At 72.0% G+C, this 22,605-nt stretch carries 24 protein-coding genes; 9 read left to right on the plus strand and 15 right to left on the minus strand.

Annotation, left to right across the window (positions count from 1 at the left end; translation table 11 throughout):
* The first annotated feature begins 161 nt into the window (after positions 1-161).
* On the plus strand, positions 162-1,043 hold the full coding sequence (locus ACTZWW_RS14640; RefSeq protein ID WP_444781705.1) for a MotE family protein: 882 nt from the start codon (positions 162-164) through the stop codon (positions 1,041-1,043).
* Between the two features lie 89 nt (positions 1,044-1,132).
* Positions 1,133-1,612 (plus strand): MarR family winged helix-turn-helix transcriptional regulator, encoded by a 480-nt coding sequence (locus ACTZWW_RS14645; RefSeq protein ID WP_444781706.1) that lies wholly within the window; start codon positions 1,133-1,135, stop codon positions 1,610-1,612.
* Positions 1,613-1,622: 10 nt separating this feature from the next.
* Here the strand turns inward: ACTZWW_RS14645 and ACTZWW_RS14650 are convergent, their stop codons facing one another.
* The 6 genes from ACTZWW_RS14650 to tesB all read right to left on the minus strand — a co-directional run bounded on the left by ACTZWW_RS14650 (position 1,623) and on the right by tesB (position 6,394).
* Complete coding sequence (locus ACTZWW_RS14650; RefSeq protein WP_444781707.1) at positions 1,623-2,204, minus strand: GcrA family cell cycle regulator; 582 nt, start codon at positions 2,202-2,204, stop codon at positions 1,623-1,625.
* Positions 2,205-2,507: 303 nt separating this feature from the next.
* Positions 2,508-2,669 carry a hypothetical protein gene (locus ACTZWW_RS14655; RefSeq protein ID WP_444781708.1) on the minus strand — a complete coding sequence of 54 codons (162 nt, stop codon included), beginning with the start codon at positions 2,667-2,669 and terminating at the stop codon, positions 2,508-2,510.
* A gap of 28 nt (positions 2,670-2,697) precedes the next feature.
* Positions 2,698-2,892 carry a hypothetical protein gene (locus ACTZWW_RS14660; RefSeq protein WP_444781756.1) on the minus strand — a complete coding sequence of 65 codons (195 nt, stop codon included), beginning with the start codon at positions 2,890-2,892 and terminating at the stop codon, positions 2,698-2,700.
* 44 nt (positions 2,893-2,936) lie between these two features.
* Positions 2,937-3,305 carry a phosphoribosyl-ATP diphosphatase gene (hisE, locus tag ACTZWW_RS14665; protein ID WP_444781709.1) on the minus strand — a complete coding sequence of 123 codons (369 nt, stop codon included), beginning with the start codon at positions 3,303-3,305 and terminating at the stop codon, positions 2,937-2,939.
* 76 nt (positions 3,306-3,381) lie between these two features.
* Positions 3,382-5,316, minus strand: coding sequence for a potassium transporter Kup (locus ACTZWW_RS14670; protein WP_444781710.1), 1,935 nt, complete (start codon positions 5,314-5,316; stop codon positions 3,382-3,384).
* Between the two features lie 199 nt (positions 5,317-5,515).
* The gene (gene tesB / locus ACTZWW_RS14675; RefSeq protein WP_444781711.1) at positions 5,516-6,394 is read right to left on the minus strand and encodes an acyl-CoA thioesterase II; all 879 of its coding nucleotides are present in this window, start codon (positions 6,392-6,394) and stop codon (positions 5,516-5,518) included.
* Between the two features lie 103 nt (positions 6,395-6,497).
* Between tesB and ACTZWW_RS14680 the strand changes: the two genes are divergently transcribed.
* A complete protein-coding gene (locus ACTZWW_RS14680; RefSeq protein WP_444781712.1) occupies positions 6,498-7,790 on the plus strand; it encodes an FAD-dependent monooxygenase in 1,293 nt (430 codons plus the stop codon).
* Between the two features lie 28 nt (positions 7,791-7,818).
* On the opposite strand, the gene ACTZWW_RS14685 is transcribed toward ACTZWW_RS14680, so the two are convergent.
* The 3 genes from ACTZWW_RS14685 to ACTZWW_RS14695 all read right to left on the minus strand — a co-directional run bounded on the left by ACTZWW_RS14685 (position 7,819) and on the right by ACTZWW_RS14695 (position 10,115).
* Positions 7,819-8,103: an AbrB/MazE/SpoVT family DNA-binding domain-containing protein gene (locus ACTZWW_RS14685; RefSeq protein ID WP_444781713.1), complete on the minus strand. Its 285-nt coding sequence runs from the start codon at positions 8,101-8,103 to the stop codon at positions 7,819-7,821.
* Positions 8,104-8,149: 46 nt separating this feature from the next.
* Positions 8,150-9,760: a helicase HerA-like domain-containing protein gene (locus tag ACTZWW_RS14690; RefSeq protein WP_444781714.1), complete on the minus strand. Its 1,611-nt coding sequence runs from the start codon at positions 9,758-9,760 to the stop codon at positions 8,150-8,152.
* Between the two features lie 175 nt (positions 9,761-9,935).
* Positions 9,936-10,115: a CsbD family protein gene (locus ACTZWW_RS14695; protein ID WP_444781715.1), complete on the minus strand. Its 180-nt coding sequence runs from the start codon at positions 10,113-10,115 to the stop codon at positions 9,936-9,938.
* A gap of 218 nt (positions 10,116-10,333) precedes the next feature.
* Here ACTZWW_RS14695 and ACTZWW_RS14700 point away from each other — a divergent pair, with 218 nt between their 5' ends.
* The 4 genes from ACTZWW_RS14700 (at position 10,334) to ACTZWW_RS14715 (ending at position 14,713) form a co-directional block, all read left to right on the plus strand.
* A complete protein-coding gene (locus ACTZWW_RS14700) occupies positions 10,334-10,720 on the plus strand; it encodes a DUF2267 domain-containing protein (RefSeq protein WP_444781716.1) in 387 nt (128 codons plus the stop codon).
* 269 nt (positions 10,721-10,989) lie between these two features.
* Positions 10,990-11,331, plus strand: coding sequence for an ATP-dependent Clp protease adapter ClpS (clpS, locus tag ACTZWW_RS14705; protein ID WP_444781752.1), 342 nt, complete (start codon positions 10,990-10,992; stop codon positions 11,329-11,331).
* A 32-nt stretch (positions 11,332-11,363) separates the two neighbouring features.
* Positions 11,364-13,850 (plus strand): ATP-dependent Clp protease ATP-binding subunit ClpA, encoded by a 2,487-nt coding sequence (gene clpA, locus ACTZWW_RS14710; RefSeq protein ID WP_444781717.1) that lies wholly within the window; start codon positions 11,364-11,366, stop codon positions 13,848-13,850.
* A complete protein-coding gene (locus ACTZWW_RS14715) occupies positions 13,847-14,713 on the plus strand; it encodes a hypothetical protein (RefSeq protein ID WP_444781718.1) in 867 nt (288 codons plus the stop codon). Before clpA ends, ACTZWW_RS14715 begins: the two co-directional genes overlap by 4 nt.
* Positions 14,714-14,813: 100 nt before the next feature.
* Here the strand turns inward: ACTZWW_RS14715 and ACTZWW_RS14720 are convergent, their stop codons facing one another.
* From ACTZWW_RS14720 to ACTZWW_RS14740, 5 genes are all read right to left on the minus strand, one after another.
* A complete protein-coding gene (locus tag ACTZWW_RS14720; protein WP_444781719.1) occupies positions 14,814-15,491 on the minus strand; it encodes a hypothetical protein in 678 nt (225 codons plus the stop codon).
* Between the two features lie 174 nt (positions 15,492-15,665).
* On the minus strand, positions 15,666-16,091 hold the full coding sequence (locus ACTZWW_RS14725) for an HIT family protein (protein ID WP_444781720.1): 426 nt from the start codon (positions 16,089-16,091) through the stop codon (positions 15,666-15,668).
* Between the two features lie 79 nt (positions 16,092-16,170).
* Entirely contained in the window at positions 16,171-17,352 is a 1,182-nt protein-coding gene (locus ACTZWW_RS14730) for a GNAT family N-acetyltransferase (RefSeq protein WP_444781753.1), read from the minus strand.
* Between the two features lie 87 nt (positions 17,353-17,439).
* The gene (locus tag ACTZWW_RS14735) at positions 17,440-18,351 is read right to left on the minus strand and encodes an MBL fold metallo-hydrolase (protein WP_444781721.1); all 912 of its coding nucleotides are present in this window, start codon (positions 18,349-18,351) and stop codon (positions 17,440-17,442) included.
* Positions 18,352-18,777: 426 nt separating this feature from the next.
* Positions 18,778-20,040 carry an amidase gene (locus ACTZWW_RS14740; protein WP_444781722.1) on the minus strand — a complete coding sequence of 421 codons (1,263 nt, stop codon included), beginning with the start codon at positions 20,038-20,040 and terminating at the stop codon, positions 18,778-18,780.
* A 182-nt stretch (positions 20,041-20,222) separates the two neighbouring features.
* Between ACTZWW_RS14740 and ACTZWW_RS14745 the strand changes: the two genes are divergently transcribed.
* Together ACTZWW_RS14745 and ACTZWW_RS14750 are read left to right on the plus strand one after the other, a co-directional pair.
* Positions 20,223-20,603, plus strand: coding sequence for a DUF2852 domain-containing protein (locus ACTZWW_RS14745; protein WP_444781723.1), 381 nt, complete (start codon positions 20,223-20,225; stop codon positions 20,601-20,603).
* A 149-nt stretch (positions 20,604-20,752) separates the two neighbouring features.
* Positions 20,753-21,649 carry an extensin-like domain-containing protein gene (locus ACTZWW_RS14750; protein ID WP_444781724.1) on the plus strand — a complete coding sequence of 299 codons (897 nt, stop codon included), beginning with the start codon at positions 20,753-20,755 and terminating at the stop codon, positions 21,647-21,649.
* Between the two features lie 10 nt (positions 21,650-21,659).
* Here the strand turns inward: ACTZWW_RS14750 and ACTZWW_RS14755 are convergent, their stop codons facing one another.
* A complete protein-coding gene (locus tag ACTZWW_RS14755; RefSeq protein WP_444781725.1) occupies positions 21,660-22,406 on the minus strand; it encodes a Crp/Fnr family transcriptional regulator in 747 nt (248 codons plus the stop codon).
* Positions 22,407-22,605: the final 199 nt, after the last annotated feature.

The raw sequence follows: 22,605 nt of genomic DNA on the forward strand, positions 1-22,605 counted from the left end.
CGCCCCGCGCGGCCGCGGCGCCGGAGCGGGCTCCCGCCGCGCCGCCCGTCAGCGCCCGGATCAGCGCCGCTGCGGAGCTCCTGGCCGAGCGGGCCGCGCGCCGGATCGGGCGTGGATGAGGATGATCCGATGAGGCCCGGCCGATGAGGACGCCCCGGAGGATGCGCGATGCGCTCGCCCGGATCGCGCAGGCGAAGCTGCGGCTGACCGACGCCGTGGTGATCGCCGCGGCGGCGCTGCTGCTGATGAAGGCGGCCGCCTTCGTCGCGCGCGAGCCGGAGCCCGCCGCGCCGCCTTCCGGCGCGGGCCCGAGCGTGGTGACGCCGCAGCCCGAGCTGCCGGCCTTCGCCCGCGTGCTCGCCTTCGCGCGCTCGGAGACGCCGCCGCGCGAGGTGGTGACCACGGGCTCGAACCCGGAGGACGGGGAGGATCCGTCTGCGGGGGGGGACGGTACGGCGCCCGCCGAGGGCGCGCCCGCCGTGGATGCCGGCAACGGCGGCCTCGCGCCCGACCTGCTGCCCGACCTGCGCAGCCCCGCGACCTCGTCCGAGGACATGCTGCGCCAGCGCATTGCCGAGCAGCGCGCGGAGCTCGAGCGGCGCCTGCGTGAGCTCGACATGCGCGAGGAACTCGTCGCCGCCGCCGAGGCACGCCTCGAGGAGCGCGTCGTGGGCGGCCCCGCGGGAGGGCCCGCGCCGGGCGGGGCGGCCGCAGCCGCGGCGGCGCCCGAGGCGGAGGACCCGGCGAACGCCGAGGCCATGCGCCGGCTCGTGTCGATGTACGAGGCGATGCGCCCCAAGGACGCGGCGCGGGTCTTCGACCGGCTCGCGCTCGAGGTGCTCGTGCCGCTGGCCGAGGACATGAGCCCACGCCGGATGGCGGAGGTGATGGCGCAGATGTCGCCCGAGGCGGCGGAGCGCCTGACGATCGCGCTCGCCATGCGCGCGCGGGGCACGACCCTCGCCGGTGGGCGCCAGCCGGCGACGACCAACGCGCTGCCGCCCACCGAGCTGCCGGCGATCGCGCTCCCGCCGCGCCCGTGACCCGGACGCGCGGCGCCCCCGCTCGGCTGGCGCGCCGCGCGCGCGGCCCCTAAGGTCGCCGTACGCACACGAACGGAGCGCCGGAGAGCATGACGAGACGCGCGGACGCGGCCGAGGACGACGAGACGCCGGCGACCCGGCGATCTCCCGACGACCCGAGCTTCCGGCTCGACACACAGGCCGGCCACCTGATCCGCCGCGCGCACCAGCGCAACACCGAGATCTTCAACGCGGTGATGGGTCGCTTCTCGGTGACGCCGACCCAGTTCGCCGCCCTCGTCACCCTGCTCGAACGCGGCGCCACCCCGCAGAACCAGCTCGGCCGGCTGACCGCCATGGACCCGGCGACGATCTTCGGCGTCGTGGGGCGGCTGATGAAGCGCGGCTTCGTGCGCCAGAGCCCCGTGTCGGAGGACGCGCGGCTGGTGGCCGTGAGCCTGACCGCCGAGGGAGAGCGCGCGGCACGCGCGATGCGCGCGGTCGCGCAGGAGGTCTCGACACGCACGCTCGAGCCGCTCTCGGAGGAGGAGGCGCGGACCTTCCTCGCGCTGCTCGCCCGGGTCGGCTGAGGGACCTTCCTCAGCCCGCGAGCGCCTTGCGATCCCGTCGGCGGTCGGCGGAGGGCTGGTAGGCGATCTGGGCGTGGTGGTCGCAATAGGGCATGCCCGTGAGCGAGCGCGCGCCGCAGAAGCGGAAGTCGGGCGAGCTCGGGTCGCCCATCGGCCAGCGGCACATGCTCTCGCGCAGATCCATGATCGTCACCCGCTCGCTCGGGGGCACCACGATCTCGCCCGCCGGCTGCGCGACCGGCCGGGCGATGGTCGCGGGCAGCGGCTGCGGCTGGGGCCGCGCCGGCTTCGCGGCCGGCACCTCCTCCGGTGCGGGGTCTGCGGCGAGCGCGTTGGCGCCGACGCTGATCGGGCGCGTGGGCGCCGCCGCCTCGGCCTCCACCGGCTTCTGACGCGGTCGCGCGGGGGGCGCCGTCTTCTCCGGGGCCTTGCCGCGGCCCGAAAGCCCGAGCCGGTGGACCTTTCCGATCACGGCGTTGCGCGAGACGCCTCCGAGCTCGGCGGCGATGGTGCTCGCGCTGCGCCCCTCCTGCCAGAGCGTCTTGAGCCGCTCGACGCGCTCGTCGGTCCAGGTCGGGGTTGCATCCGTCATCGCCGCCTCCTCGCGGGCGCTGGTCTCGCAGAATCCCTCTCCGCTCGCGGACGATCGATTTCTCGACCGCGTGCCCGTCGCGCGCAGATGGTTATGAAGAGTGCCGCACCAGATGTCGTGTTCGACGGGAGCGAACGTACAAGATGCGTTGACTCGGGCGCAAGAGTCGGGGCAGCCCCCCGCTGTGGACGGCTCCTCGTTTTCCCCAGGCAATGCGTGCGGGATGGCACGGGATGCGGCGATCCGACTCAGGGCGGACGGACGGGGCCGCGCGGGCGAGGAGGCCGGGCGCGGCGGGCGGGATCACTTGTTGAGCATCATGATGAGGGCGAAGCCGACCTCGTGGCCGGGGGTCTGGTGCGGGGTCGGCGCGCTCGCGGCCATGACGCCGATCCCGCCCACGAGACCGACCATGGTCGAGACGTAGAGCGTGGCGGCGGCGAGGGCGAACGGGCGCTTGAACATGACGGGACCTCCCTGAACGAGGTCCTGTCTAGGGGATCGCACCGGAACCCTGCCCGAACGGGCCGTTCAGCTCCGCTTCATCTGCCGAGCGCGCGCAGGGGAGGGCGCTCGGCACGAACACGACGAGGAGCCCGCCGGAGCACGCCCGCGAGCAGAGGGTGCGGTGCGTGAGCCAGCCGAGATAGGTCGCGAGCGGCTGCGCCTCCGGGCCGGGCAGCAGCATGCATTGGTTGAGCGCGGCGATCCTCGTCGCGGGACGGCGCGCGGTCAGCGCGGGCGGGCGGCGACGGCATCGCGGCGGCGGGAGGACCTCGCGACCTTGCGCTCCTTGGGTACCTTCGCGGCGATGCCGTAGAGCCGCTCGCGCCGCTCCATCTCCTCCCAGACCCGGCGGGGCTCTATGCCGGCGCCGGCCCAGAGCACGGCGAGATGATAGATCAGGTCGGCGCTCTCGGCGACGATGCGCTCGCGATCGCCCGACTGCGCGTCGAGCGCGGTCTCCACGGCCTCCTCGGCCAGCTTCTTGCCCATCTTGGGCAGGCCGGCGGCGAGCAGGCGCGCGGTCTTCGAGGTGGCGACGTCCTCGTCGCGGGCCGCGAGTATCGCGCGATGGAGACGGTCGATGGCATCGCTCATCGCACCCGCATGAGACCTGCGCGTGACGCGGCGATGACAAGTGGCGACGCGTGCCCATCGGGGAGGGGGCGGCGCCTCAGATCGTCACCTGGGTGCCGACCTCGACGACGCGGCCCGTGGGGATCTGGAAGAAGTCGGTCGCGTTCGACGCCGTCCTCGAGAGCCAGATGAACAGCTTGTCCTGCCAGCGCGGCATGCCGGACTGCGCGGCCGGGCGCAGCACGCGGCGCGAGAGGAAGAAGGAGGTGGCCATGATGTCGAAGGTGAAGCCCTGCTTGCGCAAGGCGGTGAGGCCCTTGGGGATGTTGGGCGTCTCCATGTAGCCGTAGGTCATCACCACCCGGTAGAAGCTCTCGCCGAGCGGCTCGACGCTGACGCGGTCCTCCTCGCGGACCCGCGGCGTGTCCGTCGCGCGCACGGTGAGGACGACGTTCTTCTCGTGCAGCACCTTGTTGTGCTTGAGGTTGTGCATCAGCGCGGTCGGCGTGGTCTCCGGGTCCGAGGTGAGGAACACCGCCATGCCGCGCACCCGGTGCGGCGGGCTCTTCTCCAGCATGCCGATGAGCTCGGCCAGCGGGATGTCGGTCTTGCGGGTCTTGGCGAAGAGGAGCCGCGAGCCGCGCAGCCAGGTCCACATCGTCAGGATCAGCGCCACCGCGAGCAGGACCGGGACGTAGCCGCCGGAGAACACCTTGAGCAGGGTCGAGCCGAAGAAGGCGAGGTCGATCACGAGGAAGGGCGTCATCACCGCCACCGCCGCGACGAGACCCCAGCGCCAGCCCTTCCAGATGACCAGGATGGCGAGCAGCGCGTCGACGGTCATCGCGCCGAACACCGCGACGCCGTAGGCCGAGGCCAGCGCGGAGGAAGAGCCGAAGCCGATCACGAGCGCGATGACGCCCGCGAGCAGCAGCCAGTTCACCCGCGGCATGTAGATCTGGCCGGAATGGGCCTCCGACGTGAAGCGGATCTCGAGGCGCGGCAGGAGGCCGAGCTGCACCGCCTGGCGCGTCAGCGAGAAGGCGCCGGTGATCACGGCCTGGCTGGCGATGATGGTCGCGAGCGTGGCGAGCCCGACGAGCGGCAGCGTCATGAAATCCGGCACGAGGTTGTAGAAGGGGCTCTCGATCGTCTCGGGGTTCGAGAGGACGACGGCGCCCTGGCCGAAATAGTTGAGCGTCAGCGCCGGCAGCACCATGGTGAGCCAGGCGGTGCGGATCGGGCCGCGCCCGAAGTGCCCGAGGTCGGCGTAGAGCGCCTCCGCGCCCGTCACCGCGAGGCAGACCGCGCCGAGCACGGCGACCGTCACGAAGGGGTGGTCGATCAGGAAGCGCGCGCCCCAGAGCGGGTTGATCGCGGCGAGCACGCCCGGATCGTCGAAGATGTGCCACAGGCCCGTGCCGGCTAGCACGGCGAACCACACGCACATCACCGGCCCGAAGAAGGCCGCGACCTTGCTCGTGCCCCGGCTCTGCACGGAGAACAGGAAGACGAGGATGACGATGGCGATCGGTACCACGTATTCCGCGCTCGCGGGCGCGGCGATCTTGAGGCCCTCCACCGCCGAGAGGACCGAGATCGCCGGCGTGATCATCGCATCGCCGTAGAACAGCCCCGCGCCCACCGCGCCCAGCAGCAGGACCGCGAGCCGGCCGCGGCCGAGCGCGCGCATCGCCAGAGCGACGAGCGTCAGCGTGCCGCCCTCGCCGTTGTTGTCGGCCCGCAGGAGGATGAAGACGTATTTCAGCGTGACGACGAGGATCAACGCCCAGAGCACGAGCGAGAGCACGCCCAGCACGATGTCCCGCGTGATCGGCCCGCCGGCGGAGGCGGCGATGATCGACTCGCGCAGCGCGTAGAGCGGGCTCGTGCCGATGTCGCCGTAGACGACGCCCACCGAGCCGATGGTCAGCGTCCAGAAGCCCGCCTTGCGGTGGCCTTCGGGGAGCGCGGATTCGGCCGTGGCCGGGGAATCGGGATGCCCGTTCGTCAGGGCGTTGGGCTGTGCCATGGGGATCTGGGTCGGTTCTGTTCCGGGCCGCGCCCCGCGATCGTCGTTCGCGTGCCTGCGGGTCGCGCTCGCCCATGCGAAAGCCGCGCCGATCGGACACCTCGGCGTCGGGCGGCGGCGTCGAGCGGCGGGGTCTCTAGCACGTTCCGCAGCGCAGCGAAACAGGCCGTCCGGTCGCCGGCCCCGCGGTCTGCACGCCTCAGCCCTGCGTGGCACGCTCGCGGATCAGCCCCTCCTGCGCGACCGACGCCACGAGGCGACCGTCGCGGGTGAAGATCGAGCCGCGCGAGAAGCCCCTCGCGCCGGAGGCGGAGGGGCTCTCCTGGGCGTAGAGCAGCCATTCGTCGGCGCGGAAGGGGCGGTGGAGCCAAAGCGCGTGATCGAGCGAGGCCGCCTGGATCGTGCGCTGGAAGACGCTGCGGCCGTGCGGGATCAGCGAGGAATCGAGCAGCGTCATGTCGGAGGCGTAGGCGAGGGCGCAGTCGTGGATCGCCTGCTCGTCCGGCAGGCGACCGGTCGTGCGGATCCAGACGTGGAAGCGCGCCGGCAGCGGCTCGGACCCCGGATCGCGGGGGAGGTAGCGCTCGAGCTCGACGGGGCGCAGCTCGATCGGCCGCTCGCGCTCGAAATAGGCCCGCGCCGCCGGGTCCATCAGCGGCATCACCCGCGCGCGCATCTCGTCCTCGCCGGGGAGGTCCTCGGGTGCGGGCACGTCGGGCATCGCGGCCGCGTGGTCGAGCCCGTCCTCGCGGACCTGGAAGGAGGCCGACATCGAGAAGATCGCCCGCCCGTGCTGGATCGCGACGACGCGGCGGGTGGCGAAGGACCTGCCGTCGCGGATCGGGTCGACCTCGTAGACGATCGGCGCCTTCGGGTCGCCGGGAAGCAGGAAGTAGGCGTGGAGCGAGTGCGCCTGGCGGCCCTCGACGGTGCGCGTCGCCGCGACCAGCGCCTGGCCGATCACCTGGCCGCCGAACACCCGCTGCCAGCCCACGTTGGGGCTGCGACCGCGGAAGAGGTTGTTCTCCAGCCGCTCGAGGTCGAGAATCGCGAGCAGCTCTTCGACGGCGCGCGCCATGTGCTAGATACCTCCGTGCCGGGCCGGAGGCATGTGAGCCGCCGCCGCCCGGCGGGTCAAGCGCGCGGATGCGCGTGCGGTTTCGCGTTCCAGGGAGGCGACGATGACGGGTCCGACGGGACGGGCGCAGAGCTGGCGGATCGTGGTGGCGGGCGGCGGCATCGTCGGCCTTGCGCTGGCGCTGGCGCTCAAGCGCGCGGCGCCGCGCGCCGTCGACGTGACGCTCGCCGATCCCGCGCTCGCCCGCGACCCGGCGAGCGACCGGCGCGCCTACGCCGTCGCCGCGGCGAGCCGGCGCATGCTCTCGGCGCTCGGCGTCTGGGCGGAGATCGCCGGGCAGGCGCAGGAGATGCGCGAGATGGTGATCACCGACAGCCACCTCGCCGACCCGGTGCGGCCGGTGTTCCTGGAATTCGGCGGGGAGGGCGCGCGGCCGGCTGCGCAGCGCGGGGAGCCCCCGAGCGAGGAGCCCTTCGCCCACATGGTCGAGAGCGCGGTCCTCGCACGCGCGCTGCGCGCCGCCTGTCGCGACGCGGGCGTCGAGATGCTGGAGGCCGGCGTACGCCGCGCGACGCCGGATGCCGACGGCGCCGGCGTATCGTTGCGGCTGACGGACGGAAGCACGCGCGAGGCGCATCTCGTCTGCGCCGCCGACGGCAAGCGCTCGCGCCTGCGCGAGGGTGCCGGCATCGGTTGGAGCGGATGGGACTACCCGCAATCCGGCCTCTCGGCGATCGTCGGCCACGCCCGCGACCACGAAGGACGCGCGATCCAGCACTTCCTGCCGTCCGGCCCCTTCGCCATGCTGCCGCTGACGCCGGGTGGCGCGCTCGGGCACCGCTCGGCCATCGTCTGGTCCGAGCGCGAGACAAACGTGCCGCACATCCTGGCGCTCGACGAGGACCTGCTGCTGGAGGAGATCGAGCGCCGCTTCGGCCTCGAGCTCGGCGCGATCGCGCTGGAGACGCCCATCCAGGCCTTCCCGCTGGAGTTCGGAATCGCCCGCGCCTTCGTGGCGCCGCGGCTGGCGCTGATCGGCGACGCGGCCCACGTCATCCACCCGATCGCGGGGCAGGGCGTGAACCTCGGCCTCAAGGACGCCGCCGTCCTCGCCGAGCGGATCGTCTCCGCGGTTCGGCTGGGCATGGACCCGGGCGCGGCGGACGTGCTCGAGGACTACCAGCGCGCGCGCCGCGCCGACACGGTGGCGATGGGCCTCGCCACCGACGCGCTCAACCGCCTGTTCTCGAACGACGTGGCGCCCGTGCGCATGCTGCGCGACCTCGGGCTCGGGCTGGTGAACCGCATGCCGGCGGCCAAGCGCTTCTTCATGCGCGAGGCGGCGGGCGTGCCGGGGCAGGGCGGGGCGCGGCTGCTGCGGGGGGAGGCGTTGTGAGGGCCGCCGTTCTCGGCGCCCCGTGAATCTACGGACCGCCTTCGTCGCGGGCGCGGTCCGCGGCTTCCGCGAGCACCGCCTCGTCCATCTCCTCGATCGTCAGCTCCGGCCCATTCCAGGGGAGGCACCCGAACACGTCCTCGGGCCGTGTCGGAGCGAAGGCCGACGCCTTCCGGAGGAGGACGCCTTCCGGGGTATCCTCCACGAGGAGGCGCGTACCCGGTTCCCAGGCGCGGCCGGCGCGCACGGCCTTCGGGAGAGTCACTCGACCATCCCGCGACACGCGAACGATACCCTTCCTCGACGTCGACATGATCGCCTCCGGTGTCCCACGCGCGAGAGGGAGCGCACTCCGCCGCTCACCGCCGCAGCATCCCGCCCAGCACGCCGCGCACGATCGCCCGGCCCACCGTCGATCCCGTCCGCCCGCCGATGGCGCGGCCGAGGTCGGCGGCGGCCTGGCCGGCGACGCGGTTCACGACGGTGCGGGTGACCTCGCGGGCGACGCGCTGGCCGGTGGTGAGGCGCCCGCGGCGCCCGCCGGCGCTCCCGCCGACGCCGAAGAAGCCGCCGAGCGCGTCGAGCAGGTTGCCCTTCTCCTCTGGGATCTCCTCCTCGCGCAGCGCCTCCTCGGCGCGGGCGGCGAGGATCTCGTAGGCGCTCTCGCGGTCGACCGGCGTGTCGTAGCGGCCGGCGAGCGGGCTCGCGCGGACGATCCGGTCGCGCTCGGCGTCGGTGGCGGGGCCGACGCGGGCCATCGGCGGGGCGACGAGGGTGCGCTCGACGACGCGCGGCGCGCCCTTCGCGTCGAGGGTGGAGACGAGCGCCTCGCCGACGCGCAGCTCGGTGATGGCGGTGGCGACGTCGAAGGCCTCGTTCTGGCGGAAGGTCTCGGCGGCGGCCCTCACGGCGCGCTGGTCGCGCGGGGTGAAGGCGCGCAGCGCATGCTGGACGCGGTTGCCGAGCTGGCCGAGCACCTCGTCGGGCAGGTCGAGCGGGTTCTGGGTGACGAAGTAGACGCCAACGCCCTTCGAGCGGATCAGGCGCACGACGCGCTCGATCGTGTCGAGGAGCACCTTCGGCGCGTCGTCGAAGAGGAGATGCGCCTCGTCGAAGAAGAAGACGAGCACCGGCTCGTCCGGGTCGCCGACCTCGGGGAGCGTCTCGAACAGCTCGGAGAGCAGCCACAGCAGGAACGTGGCGTAGAGCCGCGGCGTCGCCATCAGCTCCTCGGCGCAGAGGATGTTGATCGTGCCCCGCCCCGTGCGATCGGTGCGCATCAGGTCGCGGATGTCGAGGGCGGGCTCGCCGAGGAAGGCCGCGCCGCCCTGGTTCTCGAGCACGAGGAGCTGGCGCTGGATGGCGCCCACGGACGCCTTGGAGACGTTTCCGTAGACGGAGGACAGCTGCTTGGCGTTCTCCGCGACGAAGGCGAGGAGCGAGCGCAGGTCCTTCAGGTCGAGCAGGAGGAGGCCCTCCTCGTCGGCGAGCCGGAAGGCGATGTTGAGGACGCCCTCCTGCGTGTCGTTGAGGTCGAGCAGGCGCGACAGGAGCAGCGGTCCGATCTCGGAGACGGTGGCGCGGATCGGGTGGCCCTTGCGGCCGAACAGGTCCCAGAACACGACCGGGTAGTCGTCGGGCGCGTAGGGGACGCCGATCTCGGCGGCGCGCTCCACGAAGGGCTTCTTCGAATCGCCGGGCTGGGAGACGCCGGAGAGGTCGCCCTTGACGTCGGCCGCGAAGACCGGGACGCCGGCCTTGGAGAAGCCCTCGGCGAGCGTCTGCAGCGTCACCGTCTTGCCGGTCCCGGTGGCGCCGGCGACGAGGCCGTGGCGGTTGGCCCGGCGCAGGAGGAGGGTCTGCTCGAGGAGGCCGGCCTGCGCGAGCCCGTCGTCGCGGCGGCTCTTGCCGATCAGGATGCTGTCGTCGCCCACGTGGCCCCCCGCAGTGTCGTCGTTCACGGGCGGCATTGTGGCGCGGTCGCGCGGCTGGTGCCAGCCCGCGGGGGCGCTGAATCGCAGTCCGACGGCCGGGGCTCGCGCTCCGGCCGTCCGCTCGGGTTCGGGGGCGCCGCGCGGGCTACCCCCGGCCTTGGGTCACGCCCGGATCGCCGGGCGGGCCGATCACTTGCAGATCACTTGCAGATCACTTGCCGCGCAGCGTGTCCTTGATGCTGCCGGCCGTGTTCTGGGCCTTGCCCTCGGCCTGGTCCGCGCGGCCCTCGGCCTGCGTCTTGCGGTCGCCGGTGACCTTGCCGACGGCTTCCTTGGCCTTGCCGGCGATGTTCTTGGCGGAGCCTTCCGTGCGATCGTGGTCGATGGCCATTGACGTCTCCTTCGGGTCTGGGCGAGCCCCGTGGGGGGCGATGCCCGAGTGCCCGGCGAACCCGCCGGCCCGCTCCGGAGTTCCGTCGGCCGGAGCGCCGGACGGGCCTTGCGCTCGGCCGGCGCCTCTGCGACCCATATCCGCACGGCCCGCATCGCCGACGGCATGCCGCGAGACGAGCCCGCGACGCGGCGGGCACCGACACGGAGACGAAGACCATGGACGACCTGATCGCCCGCATCACCCAGAAGACCGGCCTCGACGCCGAGACCGCCCGGAAGGCGGTCGGCATCATCCTCGCCTTCCTGCGCAAGGAGGGGCCGCCGGCGGAGGTGAACGCGCTGATCGCGGCGATGCCCGCGGCGGAGCAGGCGATGGCCGACGGCGAGGCCGCGTCCGGCGCCGGCGGGCTGATGGGCTCGATCGGCGGCATGATGGGCGGCGGCGTCATGCAGCTCGGCGGCAAGCTGATGCAGATCGGCGTCGACATGGGCCAGATGCAGCCGCTCGGCCGCGAGCTGTTCGCCTACGGCCGCGAGAAGGTGGGCGAGGACACGCTCGGGCCGATCGTGGGATCGATCCCGGGTCTCCAGCAGTTCGTGTGAGCCGGTCCCGGCGTGGTGCATCCGTGGGATGCCCGTCGCGTGCGACACGGATGCGGGGCGCCGCCCCTGGCGAACCGGCAGGGGGGACTATACATTGATGCTCGAACGCGCTTTCATCGACCTCGGGCGCGTCGCCCGAGCGGGGCGTCCGGTCCAGCAAGAGAATGGATGACCCGGCTGTCATGGTTCGGTGGGACTTCGAAAGGGGAAGCGTGAACGGCGGGCCGCTCGGCGGGCAGCTTGGCGGGCCGCCCGGCGTCGGGCATTCGATCGTCGCTTCCGACCCCGACGGGGGAGGCGGCAACGACGGGGGCCGTTCGGGCACGGCGATCATCACGCGCACGAAGCCGCGCACGAAGAAACCGAATTTGTATCGCGTGCTGTTGTTGAACGACGACTACACGCCGATGGAGTTCGTAATCCACGTTCTCGAGCGCTTCTTCCACAAGTCGCGAGAGGACGCCACGCGCATCATGCTGCACGTCCATCACAACGGCGTGGGGGAATGCGGCGTCTTCACCTACGAGGTGGCGGAGACGAAGGTGACGCAGGTGATGGATTTCGCCCGCAAGCACCAGCATCCGCTGCAATGCGTCATGGAGAAGAAGTGAGCCTTTCCCTCACGAACTCGTAGAGGCCAGCCTTGCCGAGCTTTTCTCGCTCCCTTGAACAAGCGCTCCACCGGGCTCTCGCCCTCGCCGGCGAAAGGCGTCACGAATACGCGACGCTGGAGCATCTCCTTCTCGCGCTGGTCGACGACCAGGACGCGGCAGCGGTGATGCGGGCCTGCAACGTCGACATCGAGGCGCTCAGGCGAAACCTCGTCGAGTACGTCGACAACGAGCTGGCGAACCTCGTTGCCGAGCACCGGGCGGACGCCAAGCCGACCGCCGGCTTCCAGCGCGTGATCCAGCGCGCGGTCATCCACGTCCAGTCCTCGGGCCGCGAAGAGGTGACGGGGGCGAACGTGCTCGTCGCGATCTTCGCCGAGCGCGAGAGCCACGCCGCGTACTTCCTGCAGGAGCAGGACATGACGCGCTACGATGCGGTCAACTACATCTCGCACGGGATCGCCAAGCGCCCCGGCGCCACCGAGGCGCGTCCGCCCCGCGGGGCGGAGGAGGAGAGCGGCGAGCGCCCCTCCGGGGACGAGGGCGATGCGCGCGGCAAGAAGAAGGGCGACGCCTTGGACGCCTATTGCGTGAACCTCAACAAGAAGGCGCGCGAGGGCAAGATCGATCCCTTGATCGGGCGCGAGGGCGAGGTGCAGCGCACCATCCAGGTGCTCTGCCGCCGCCAGAAGAACAACCCGCTCCTCGTCGGCGATCCCGGCGTCGGCAAGACCGCGATCGCGGAGGGGCTGGCGCGCAAGATCAACGAGGGCAAGGTGCCCGACGTGCTCGCCGACGCCACCGTGTTCGCCCTCGACATGGGCGCGCTGCTCGCAGGCACGCGCTACCGCGGCGACTTCGAGGAGCGCCTCAAGCAGGTCGTCAAGGAGATCGAGAACCATCCCAAGGCGATCATGTTCATCGACGAGATCCACACGGTGATCGGCGCCGGTGCGACCTCGGGCGGCGCGATGGACGCCTCGAACCTCTTGAAGCCCGCGCTCGCCGCCGGCTCCCTGCGCTGCATCGGCTCGACGACCTACAAGGAGTACCGCCAGTACTTCGAGAAGGACCGGGCGCTGGTGCGCCGCTTCCAGAAGATCGACGTCAACGAGCCGTCGGTCGCGGACACGATCGAGATCGTCAAGGGCCTCAAGCCCTACTACGAGACGTTCCACAAGCTGCGCTACTCGAACGAGGCGATCAAGGCGGCGGTCGAGCTCTCGGCCCGCTACATCCACGACCGCAAGCTGCCCGACAAGGCGATCGACGTGATCGACGAGACGGGCGCCTCGCAGATGCTGCTGGCGGAATCCAAGCGCAAGAAGACGATCGGCGTGAAGGAGATCGAGACCACGATCGCCTCCATGGCCCGCATCCCGCCCAAGACGGTCTCGAAGGACGACGCCGAGGTGCTCGCCAACCTCGAGACCGGGCTCAAGACCGTGGTCTACGGCCAGGACGCGGCGATCGGCGCGCTCACCTCGGCGATCAAGCTCGCCCGCGCGGGCCTGCGCGAGCCGGAGAAGCCGATCGGCAACTACCTGTTCGCGGGCCCCACCGGCGTCGGCAAGACGGAGGTGGCGCGCCAGCTCTCGAAGTCGCTGGGCGTCGAGCTCCTCCGCTTCGACATGTCGGAGTACATGGAGCGCCACACGGTGAGCCGCCTGATCGGCGCGCCTCCGGGCTATGTCGGCTTCGACCAGGGCGGGCTCCTGACCGACGGCGTCGACCAGCACCCGCACTGCGTGCTGCTGCTCGACGAGATCGAGAAGGCGCATCCGGACCTGTTCAACATCCTGCTCCAGATCATGGACCACGGGAAGCTGACGGACCACAACGGCAAGCACGTCGACTTCCGCAACGTGATCCTGATCATGACCACGAACGCGGGCGCGGCGGACCTCGCCAAGGCCGCCTTCGGGTTCACCCGCCAGAAGCGCGTGGGTGACGACCAGGAGGCGATCAACAAGCTGTTCGCCCCCGAGTTCAGGAACCGGCTCGACGCGATCATCTCCTTCGGCAACCTGCCGCGCGAGGTCATCGCCAAGGTGGTGGACAAGTTCGTCCTCCAGCTCGAGGCGCAGCTCGCCGACCGCAACGTCGGGATCTCGCTGTCGGACGCGGCACGCGACTGGCTCGTCGAGCACGGCTACGACGAGACGATGGGCGCGCGCCCGATGGGCCGGCTGATCCAGTCCTCGATCAAGACGCCGCTCGCCGACGAGGTGCTTTTCGGGCGGCTGAAGGACGGCGGCTCGGTGGAGGTGATCGTCGAGAAGGACGTCGACGGGCTCGACAAGCTCGGCTTCGCCTTCACCTCCGCGCCGGCGAAGCCGGCGAAGGTGAAGCTCGAGAAGCCGACCGATCCGCCCAAGAAGGCAAAGCGCAAGCCGCGGGCCGCCGCCAAGAAGCCCGCGCCCAAGAAGCCCGGTGACGGCTCCGACGGCAATGGCAATGGCAACGGCGGCGGGGGCGGCGTGCGCACCGTACCGAAGGTGCCGCTGGTGCGCGCATGACGCAACGCGATCTCGACGAGGTGGTGGCGCGGCTGCGCGCCGCCTCGTTGCGCAACGACCCGGCCGCGGCCGATCTCGCGCCCGATTTCGGCCCGCTCCGCGGGCGGCCCGAGGCGGTGGGGCAGGGACCGCTCGATCCCGACATCGTCGACGCGCATGCGCACGTGGTAGACGGCCACGGGCCGACGCATGCCCCAGCTCCCGCCGGCGCCGTGCCGCCGCCCGCGGCATTCGATCAGCCGCGGCCGCGACCGCCCGCAGGCGTGCCCGTCGAGGCAGGCCGGGCGCATGCGCCTCAGCCGCCCTCGCCCGAGGCGGGAGCGTCGCAGCCGGCCCCGACGGCGGCGCGTCCCCGTCCGGCCGCGCGCGAGAACGCCGCGCCGGCCCCGGTGCTCGATCCGCAGGATCGGCGGGCACCGCGCGGTCCGTCGCGTGGCGACCGGCCCGTCGGCGAGGATGCAGCGATCGTGACCGATGATGCGCCGGTCTCCGGCCTCGCGGCGCGCCTGCCGAGCTTCCTGCGGCCTCGCGGGGCGGCCGCAGCGCAGGCGCGGGCCGAGCCCCAGAGCCCGCCGCAGCCCGAGCAGCAGCCGCGATCTCCCCGCCGGCAGCGAGGCGCGGCGCCGCCCCGTCCGCACGAGCGCGGGCGCGGCAAGGTGCGGTCGGCCCCGCGCACCGCCAAGGAGCAGCGCTGGGAGCGTCGCCGGCGTCGGCATGTGTTCGAGGAGGTCCTCGGCTGGTTGCTCGTGCCGGTGATCCTGGTCGCGCTCTACTGGGCCGTGATCTGGGGCCTGTCCCTCTTCGGGCTCACCCTCGACGACGTGGTCGAGGGCATGCGCGAGGCCTGGGACGCGCTGCAGTAGGCGCTGCGGCCGCACGCGATCGTCACGATGCCGTCAGCGGATACGACGAGAGCCGCCCTCGCGGGCGGCTCTCGCGCTTTCACTCTCCAGGCCACCCCGATCAGGGGTCGAGCATCATCTCGAGCTCCTCGCGGCTCACCTTCCCGCTGTCGTTCGCATCGGCCGACAGGAGGCCGTCGAGGAACTCGCTGCGGCTGACAGCGCCGTCGCCGTTCACGTCGAACATGCCGAAGGCGGCCTCCGGATCGGCCACGTCGATGCCGATCTCGCTCAGCACGTCGTTGAACTCGTTCCGGGTGGCCTCGTCGGCGGCCTCGGACTCGAAGACGCGGCCGGCGCGGGTCATGTCGACCATGCCGTCGCGATCGAAGATGCCGTCGCTCGAGCGGCTGCTGCTGCCGGAATCGTCGTCGTCGTCGCTGCCGTCGCAGCAGGGAGCGGGATCGGGCTCGCAGGACGGTTCGTCGTCGCAGCACTCCTCGTCGTCCGGGATCTCGACCCCCGTCGCGGCCTCGAACTCCTCCGCGGAGGTCGAGCCGCTGCGGTTCGTGTCGGTGCCGGCGAGGCCGTCCAGGAACTCGCCCGTGGACAGGGCGCTATCGCCGTTGACGTCGAACTGGTCGAACAGCGTACCGGAGTCCTCCTCCGAGAAGCCGTAGCCGGACATGAAGCTCGCGAACTCGTTGCGTGTGGCTTCCGAGCCTCCACGCGCGTTCCAGTCCCGCTCGATGCCGCTCGTGTTCACCATTCCACGGTTGTCGACAAAATCGCTCGACATGTCACGTCTCCCTCGTTTCGTCGAAGGGGCGTCGGGTCGATGCCGCACGCCGATCCGTCCCCGTCATGCAGGGGTACGATTGCATCGGCCAAAGGGTGAGTCAATATAAAAATCGTAGATCTATTCATAAACTGATCATATATGTTCTCAGATTATTAGTGTCTTAAATCTCCATCAAATTTCGTCTCGTATCCGGCTCGCGAGGCCGGCCAGGGTGTCGTTATCCGCCATCTCGCCCGTGTGGGGCCGCAGCGGCACGCCCGCGAAGCGGGGGATGACGTGGACATGGAGATGGAAGACGACCTGCCCGCCTGCGCTCTCGTTGAACTGCTGCACGGTGACGCCGTCCGCCCCGAGCGCGGTCATGGCCGCGCGCGCGACCTTCTGCGCGGTCGTCATCACGGCGGCGAGCGCCTCCGGCGGCGCGTCGAGCAGGTTGCGGCACGGCACCTTGGGCACGACGAGCACGTGGCCGTCTCCGCGCGGCATGATGTCCATGAAGGCGAGCGTCGCCTCGTCCTCCCAGACCCGATGCGCCGGCATCTCGCCCCGCAGGATCTTGGCGAACACGTTGCTCGGGTCGTAGGCGGTCTCGGGCATGGTGGATCTCCTGCGGCGGTGGCGCCTCGCGAGGAGACGACGGGGCCGCGCGGCGGTCAAGCCGTCGGCGGTGCCATCGCTAATCCTCTGCGCGCTTGAAGGGGAGGGCGGCTTCCAGCTCGGCGCCGATGTCCGCCACGTAGGCCCGCTCCCCCTCCAGGTAATGCGCGACGGCCCGCTCCAGGCCGGGGTCGGCGATGAGGTGCGCGCTGTGGGTCGCGACCGGGCGGTAGCCGCGCAGGAGCTTGTGCTCTCCCTGCGCCCCGGCCTCGACGCGTTTCAGGCCCTCGGCGATGGCGAAGTCGATCGCCTGATAGTAGCACACCTCGAAGTGCAGGAACGGGTGATCCTCGATGCAGCCCCAGTTGCGTCCGTAGAGCGTCTCGTCGCCGATGAAGTTGATCGCGCCGGCGACGTGGCGGCCCTCGCGCCGGGCGAGGATGAGCAGGACCCGCTCGCCGAGCCGCTCGCCGACGAGGGAGAAGAAGCGTCGGTTGAGGTACGGGCGGCCCCATTTGCGCGAGCCGGTGTCCATGTAGAAGTCGTAGAAGGCGTCCCAATGCGCCTCGCTGATCTCTGCGCCGCGCACCCAGTCGATCTCGATGCCCGGCGCCAGCGCGTCCCGGCGCTCGCGGCGGATCGTCTTGCGCTTGCGCGACGCGAGCGTCTCGAGGAAGGCGTCGAAGCTCGCGTAGCCGTCGTTCAGCCAGTGGAACTGCTGGTCGACGCGCTGCAGGAAACCCTCTCCGGAGAGCCGCTCGCTCTGCGCCTTCGGCAGGAAGGTGATGTGGATCGAGGAGGCGTTCGCCTGCGCCCGCAGGGCCTTCAGCCCGGCGACGAGGGTGGACTCGGCCTCCTCGGCGCGCGCGCCCGGACGCACGAGGAGGCGGGGGCCGGTCGCGGGCGTGAAGGGGATGCTGACCTGGAGCTTGGGGTAGTAGCGCCCGCCCGCGCGCTCGTAGGCGTCCGCCCAGGCGTGGTCGAAGACGTACTCTCCCTGGCTGTGGGTCTTGAGATAGGCCGGGGCGCAGGCGAGGAGCCGCCCGTCCGCGTCCTCGACGAGCACGTGCGCGGGCCCCCAGCCGGTCCGTGGGCCGACGCAGCCGGACTCCTCGAGCGCCGCCAGGAAGGCGTGCGCCACGAACGGGCAGTGCGGATCGACGCCGAGCGCCGCCGCCTGCGGGCCGAGCGCGCAGGCGTCCCAGTCTGCGGCCGGGACGGCGGCGATCCGGCCGGCGATCTTGACGACGAGATCCGACAGGGGTTCCTCCCGCTCACTCCGCGTTGGAGATAGGCGCGCGGCGCCGTGGGGCAACGGGGATGGGGCGGGGGCTCGCGGCGACCCGCCTCACGCGGCGGACCACCGGCTCCCCAGCCCCGGTGGCCCGTCGCGCCCGGCGAGGCCACGGGCGTGGAGGTCCTCGAGATGGGCGAGCACGTTGAGCGCCGCGGCGGGCCTCAGGGCGGGGGCGAGGCCGCGATAGACGGTCTCGACGATGGTGGTGACGGTCTCGTCCCCGGCGCGCAGGCGGGCGAGGATCGACTCCTCCCGCTGCCGGCGATGGGCGACGATCGCGCGCACGAAACGCGCCGGCTCGGTGACCGGGCCGCCGTGACCGGGCCAGTAGATCGTCTCGTCGCGGGCGAGCAGTTTCGACAGCGAGGCTATGTAGGGGCCCATCGCCCCGTCCGGCGGGCCGATGAAGGTGGTCGACCAGGCCATGACGTGGTCGCCGGAGAACAGCGCCTTCTCTTCTGGGAGGGCGAAGGCCAAGTGGTTCGCGGTGTGGCCGGGGGTGGCCACGGCCTCCAGCGTCCAGCCGGGCCCCGCGACCCGCTCGCCGTCGGCGAGAACGCGGTCGGGGGCGTAGGCACGGTCGCCGGCGGTCTCCATCGTGTCGACCTCGCCGACGGCGAGATCGCGCGAATTGCGGTGGGGGGCGCAGCCGACGAGGGGCGCGCCGGTGGCCTCCCGCAGCGGGGCGGCGCCGGGCGAGTGGTCGCGGTGCGTGTGGGTGACGAGGATCGTCGAGACCCGCTCGCCCTTCGTGGCCGCGAGGATCGCGGCGCGGTGGGTGGGGTCGTCCGGCCCGGGGTCGACGATCGCGACCTCGCCCGTGCCGACCACGTAGGTGCAGGTGCCGGTGAAGGTCACCGGTCCGGAATTGCCGGCGACGATCCGGCGCACGAGCGGAGAGACGCGGACGCAGGCGCCGGTCGGCTGGTCGAACGTCGTGTCGAAGCGCGGGGTCTCGCTCATCGGCGGGCTCCGGGTCTGGCGCGGTGTGCGGGATCGCGGGGCGGCGGGCGCGCGAGGCGGCGCTCGACGCGAAACCGCCGCCGGTGGGAGCCGGCGGCGGCGAAACTGGTGGGGGGATGACCTCTTCTGTTGATTGCCTCGCCGGCGAGCCGGCGCGGGGGTCTCAGATGGCTCCGACGACGATGGCGCCCACGAAAACCAGCGCGGCACAGAAGACCGCGATGTTCAACTTCGGTACCAGATGAAGCTTCGCGTAGCGGCTCATGACACATCCTCCCTGCCGAGGGACCTCAGATAATTTAGCAGGCAACCGGCGTACCGCAAGCGTCGCCGCGCGCATTGTCGGGGGCAGCCTCGCCGGAACCTGGTTAATCATCGGTTAAAGCATTGAAATAGCTGAAAACGCGGCAAATTCTCCGCATCGATTCATCGCTGTGCGGCGAGCGCCGCGGCGACGAACGACCCTGCCGCGAGCGCCTTCTCGTCGCGCCCGAAGCGCGAGATCGTCTGGAGCCCCACGGGACGTCCGTCCGGCGCGCGGCAGCCGGGGACGGCGACGCAGGGGTCTCCCGTCAACGTCCAGAGCCGGTTGAAGGCCGACGAGCCCGTCGAGCCGAGGCCTCGCGGTGCCGGACCGGGGGCGGCGAGGGTGAGGATCGCGTCGACCTCCGCGAAGAGCGCGCGGCCGGCCTCGCGGGCCCGGTGGACGACGCGGCGGGCCGCGTCGTAGCGCGCGGCGTCGACAGATTGCGCCTCGTCGAGGAGGCCGCGCAGGAGCGGGGGCAGGGCGTCGGCGTGCGCATCCCATTCGAAGGCGAGCGCCTGGGCGGCCTCGAAGTCCTGGATCGTGCCGTGCAGGCGCCAGGCCTCGGCGTAGAGAGGCGGCGCCTCGAGCCGAACCACGCGCGCGCCCGCGCGCTCCGCGGCGCGGGCGCCCTCGTCGAGGGCGGCGGCGGCGTCCGGCTCGGGATCGCCGGCGAAGCCCTGCGTCAGGACGCCGAGCCGCAGGCCCGCGAAGGTCTCCCGTGGATCGCCGTCGGGCAGAGCGAGCTCCGGGCGTCGCGCGAGGACCGCCAGCGCGTGGGCGACATCGGGCACGGTGGCGCCGAACAGGCCGACCGTGTCGAGCGTCCAGGAGAAGCACTTGACGCCGACGGTGGGCAGCAGCCGGGCCGAGGGCTTGACGGCTGCGATGCCGCAGAAGGCGGCGGGGCGGATCACCGAGCCGCCGGTCTGCGTGCCGAGCGCGAGCGGAAGCATGCCGGCCGCGACCGCCGCGGCCGAGCCGGACGACGAGCCTCCCGGCGTGCAGCCGGGCGCCGCCGGGTTTCGCGTGGCCGTCGGGTCGAGATAGGCGAAGGGCGTCGTGGTCGTCTTCGCGAGCGGAACCGCGCCCGCGCGCCGCGCCAGCGCGACGACGGCGGCGTCGGCGCGGGCGACGTTGCCCGCGTAGATCGGCGAGCCCATCGTGGTCGGCAGGCCGGCCACGTCGATGATGTCCTTGACGCCGAGGGGAATGCCCGCGAGCGGGCCGGCCTGCGCCCCCGCGCGCGCCGCGTCGTCGAGATGGACCAGGGCGCCGATCTCGGGCTCGCGGGCGGCGATGGCCTCGCGGCAGAGATCGACGACGCCCTGCGGGGAGAGGTCGCCGGCGTCGATCCGGCGCAGAAGCGCGAGCGAGGAGAGCATGATGGCGGCCCGATCAGGTCGTGTGCGGGTTCGAGCCTAGCACGCGGCCCGCCGTGGCGCGCGTCGGCACCGGCGCACGACCGGTTGGGCCGCGCCGCCCGCCGGCGCGACGAGTGCGGGCGGCTCTTCAACGGAGGAAGGGGCGTGCCTATCTGAAGCATCGTTCACTTCTGGAGACCGACATGAACGCCAGCACCTTCAACCCGTCGGATCTGCTTCGTCGCTTCAAGACCTGGGAGATCGTGGCGATCGTCGCCGGCCTCGTCGTGTACTGGCCGATCGGCGTCGCCTTCCTCGCCTGGAAGCTCTGGAAGCTTCGGGACGAGGGCGCCTTCGGCTGGCCGTCCTTCGACGCGCGGTTCGACTTCACCGTCGGCGGCTCGGGCAACGAGGCGTTCGACGCCTACAAGCGCGAGCAGCTCGCCCGCCTGGAAGAGGAGCGCCGCCGGCTCGACGAGGAGCAGCGGGCGTTCGCGCGCTTCCTCGACGAGCTCAAGCGCACTCGCGACCGCGAGACCTTCGACCGCTTCATGGCCGAGCGCCGCGAGGCGAACGGCGCGTGATCCGGCCGCCTGAACGCCAGCGCGCGCCGGGGCGACCCGGCGCGCCGCCTCCTCGCGGACGGCAGCCGCCCCCGCTTGTCCTGATTCGACGCGCCGGCGCTCGCCCGCGCTCAACGCGCCCTTAACGCGGTGTGCGGCATTCTCGGAGAATGTCGCGTCGTGTTTCGACAGGTCTCCTCGCCGCCTCCCTCGCTCTCGCGCTCTCGGGCTGCGGGTGGTTCGAGGTCGAGGAGCGCGAGCCTTGGCGTTCGCAGGCCGAGGTCGCCTGCCTCGCGCGCCAGGACGTGCGCCCGACGGCCTACATGTCCCAGCGCCCGCGCCTCGACGGTCCCGGCACCTGCGGTATCGACAAGCCCTTCGAGATCACCGCGCTGCTGGACGGGCAGGTGCGCCTCAAGCAGGAGGCGACGCTCGGCTGCCCGGTGACGGCGGCGACCGAGCGATGGCTTTCCGAGATCGTCCAGCCGGCGGCGCTCATCTATCTCGGCGCGCCCGTGGTGGAGATCGATTCCGGCTCCTACGCCTGCCGTACCCGCAACCACCGGCCCGGCGCGCGGCTCTCCGAGCACGCCTTCGGCAACGCCGTCGACGTCATGTCCTTCACGCTGGCGGACGGGCGGCGGATCACGGTGAGCGGCGGCTGGCGCGGCGCGCCGGAGGAGCGGGGCTTCCTGCGCGAGGCCTTCGTCGGTGCCTGCGAGCACTTCACAACCGTGCTCGGCCCAGGCTCGGACTCGATGCATGAGGACCATTTCCATCTCGATCTCGCGCGCCACGATGCGCGCGGGGAGCGGCGCTACTGCCGGCCGCAGATCGAGTTCGACTCGCGGCTCGACGATCCGCAGCCGCTGATCGGGGCGAGCCTGCCCGCGCCGTCGCCCGCGTTCGGGCCGTCACCGTCCTACGCCCCGGCGTCCCCGATGTCCCCCGCGCCGCTGCCGGGACTGCCGAGCCTGCCGCCGCTCGGCGCGCGGGTGACCGGCGCGATCGCCGCGCCGCTGGCCCCGCCGCTCGTGCCGCCGGCTCCCGTCGGCGGGGTGTACTGACCCCGACCGATCACTCGCGCGGCTCGCCCGGCGGATCCTGGTAGGTCAGCGGCAGGAGCTGCTGGAAGCGCGCGCGGACCACGTCGTAGCATTCGCACGAGGTCTCGTGCAGGCCGGGCAGGTCGACGCATTCGATCAGGCCGCGACGATAGCGGATCAGGCCCTGGTTCTGAAGCGCCCGCGCGGCGGCGGTGACGGTGGTGCGTTGGACGCCGAGCATCTCGGCGACCGCCTCCTGCGTGAGCGGGATGACGTCCGAGCCCGTGCGGTCGCGGCAGGTGAGGAGCCAGCGGCAGAAGCGCTGCTCGACCGAGTGGAGCGCGTTGCAGGCGACCGTCTGGAGGACCTGCGAAAGGAGCGCCTCGGTGTATCGGTCGACGAGATCGCGCAGCGCCGAGCTTCGCTCGAGCGCGGCGCGGTAGCGCGCCACCTCGATGCGGCGGGCGCGGCCGGGGATCTGCACGACGCCACGCGTCGCCGCCTGGCGCGTCCCCGAGCCCGTGATCAGGCCCACCGCGCCCTCGCGGCCGATCGTGCCGGCCTCGACGCTGGAGCCGTCACGCATCAGGGTGACGAGCGAGACCACCCCGCTCTGCGGGAAGTAGACGTGCTCGATCGTGTCCAGCGCATCGAACAGCACGTCGCCGCGCAAGAGCGCCGCGGGCGCCAGATGCGGCCGGAGGAGCTCGAAATCCTCGGGTGGAAGGGCCTTGAGCAGCCTGTTCTCGTCGTCACGGAGCCGCAGTACGGAGCGCATCGGTTCGTGTCCTCGGAATTGTCCGGACGATGCGCCGAAACCGGCGCAGCGCCCGCCCCCCTGGTTCTGGCGGTCGCCGGAGCCATCGCCTTGCGTCACCCGGTGACCGCACGATGGGTGGACCCTCCGTCAGTCACAACCAGATTTGCAAGCGCGTCTGTCATCTAGACGACTATTACCGGATGTATACCGCCTCTTT

Origin of the sequence: Salinarimonas sp. NSM, from assembly GCF_052380005.1 — a bacterium.
Taxonomy (GTDB): Bacteria; Pseudomonadota; Alphaproteobacteria; order Rhizobiales; family Beijerinckiaceae; genus Salinarimonas.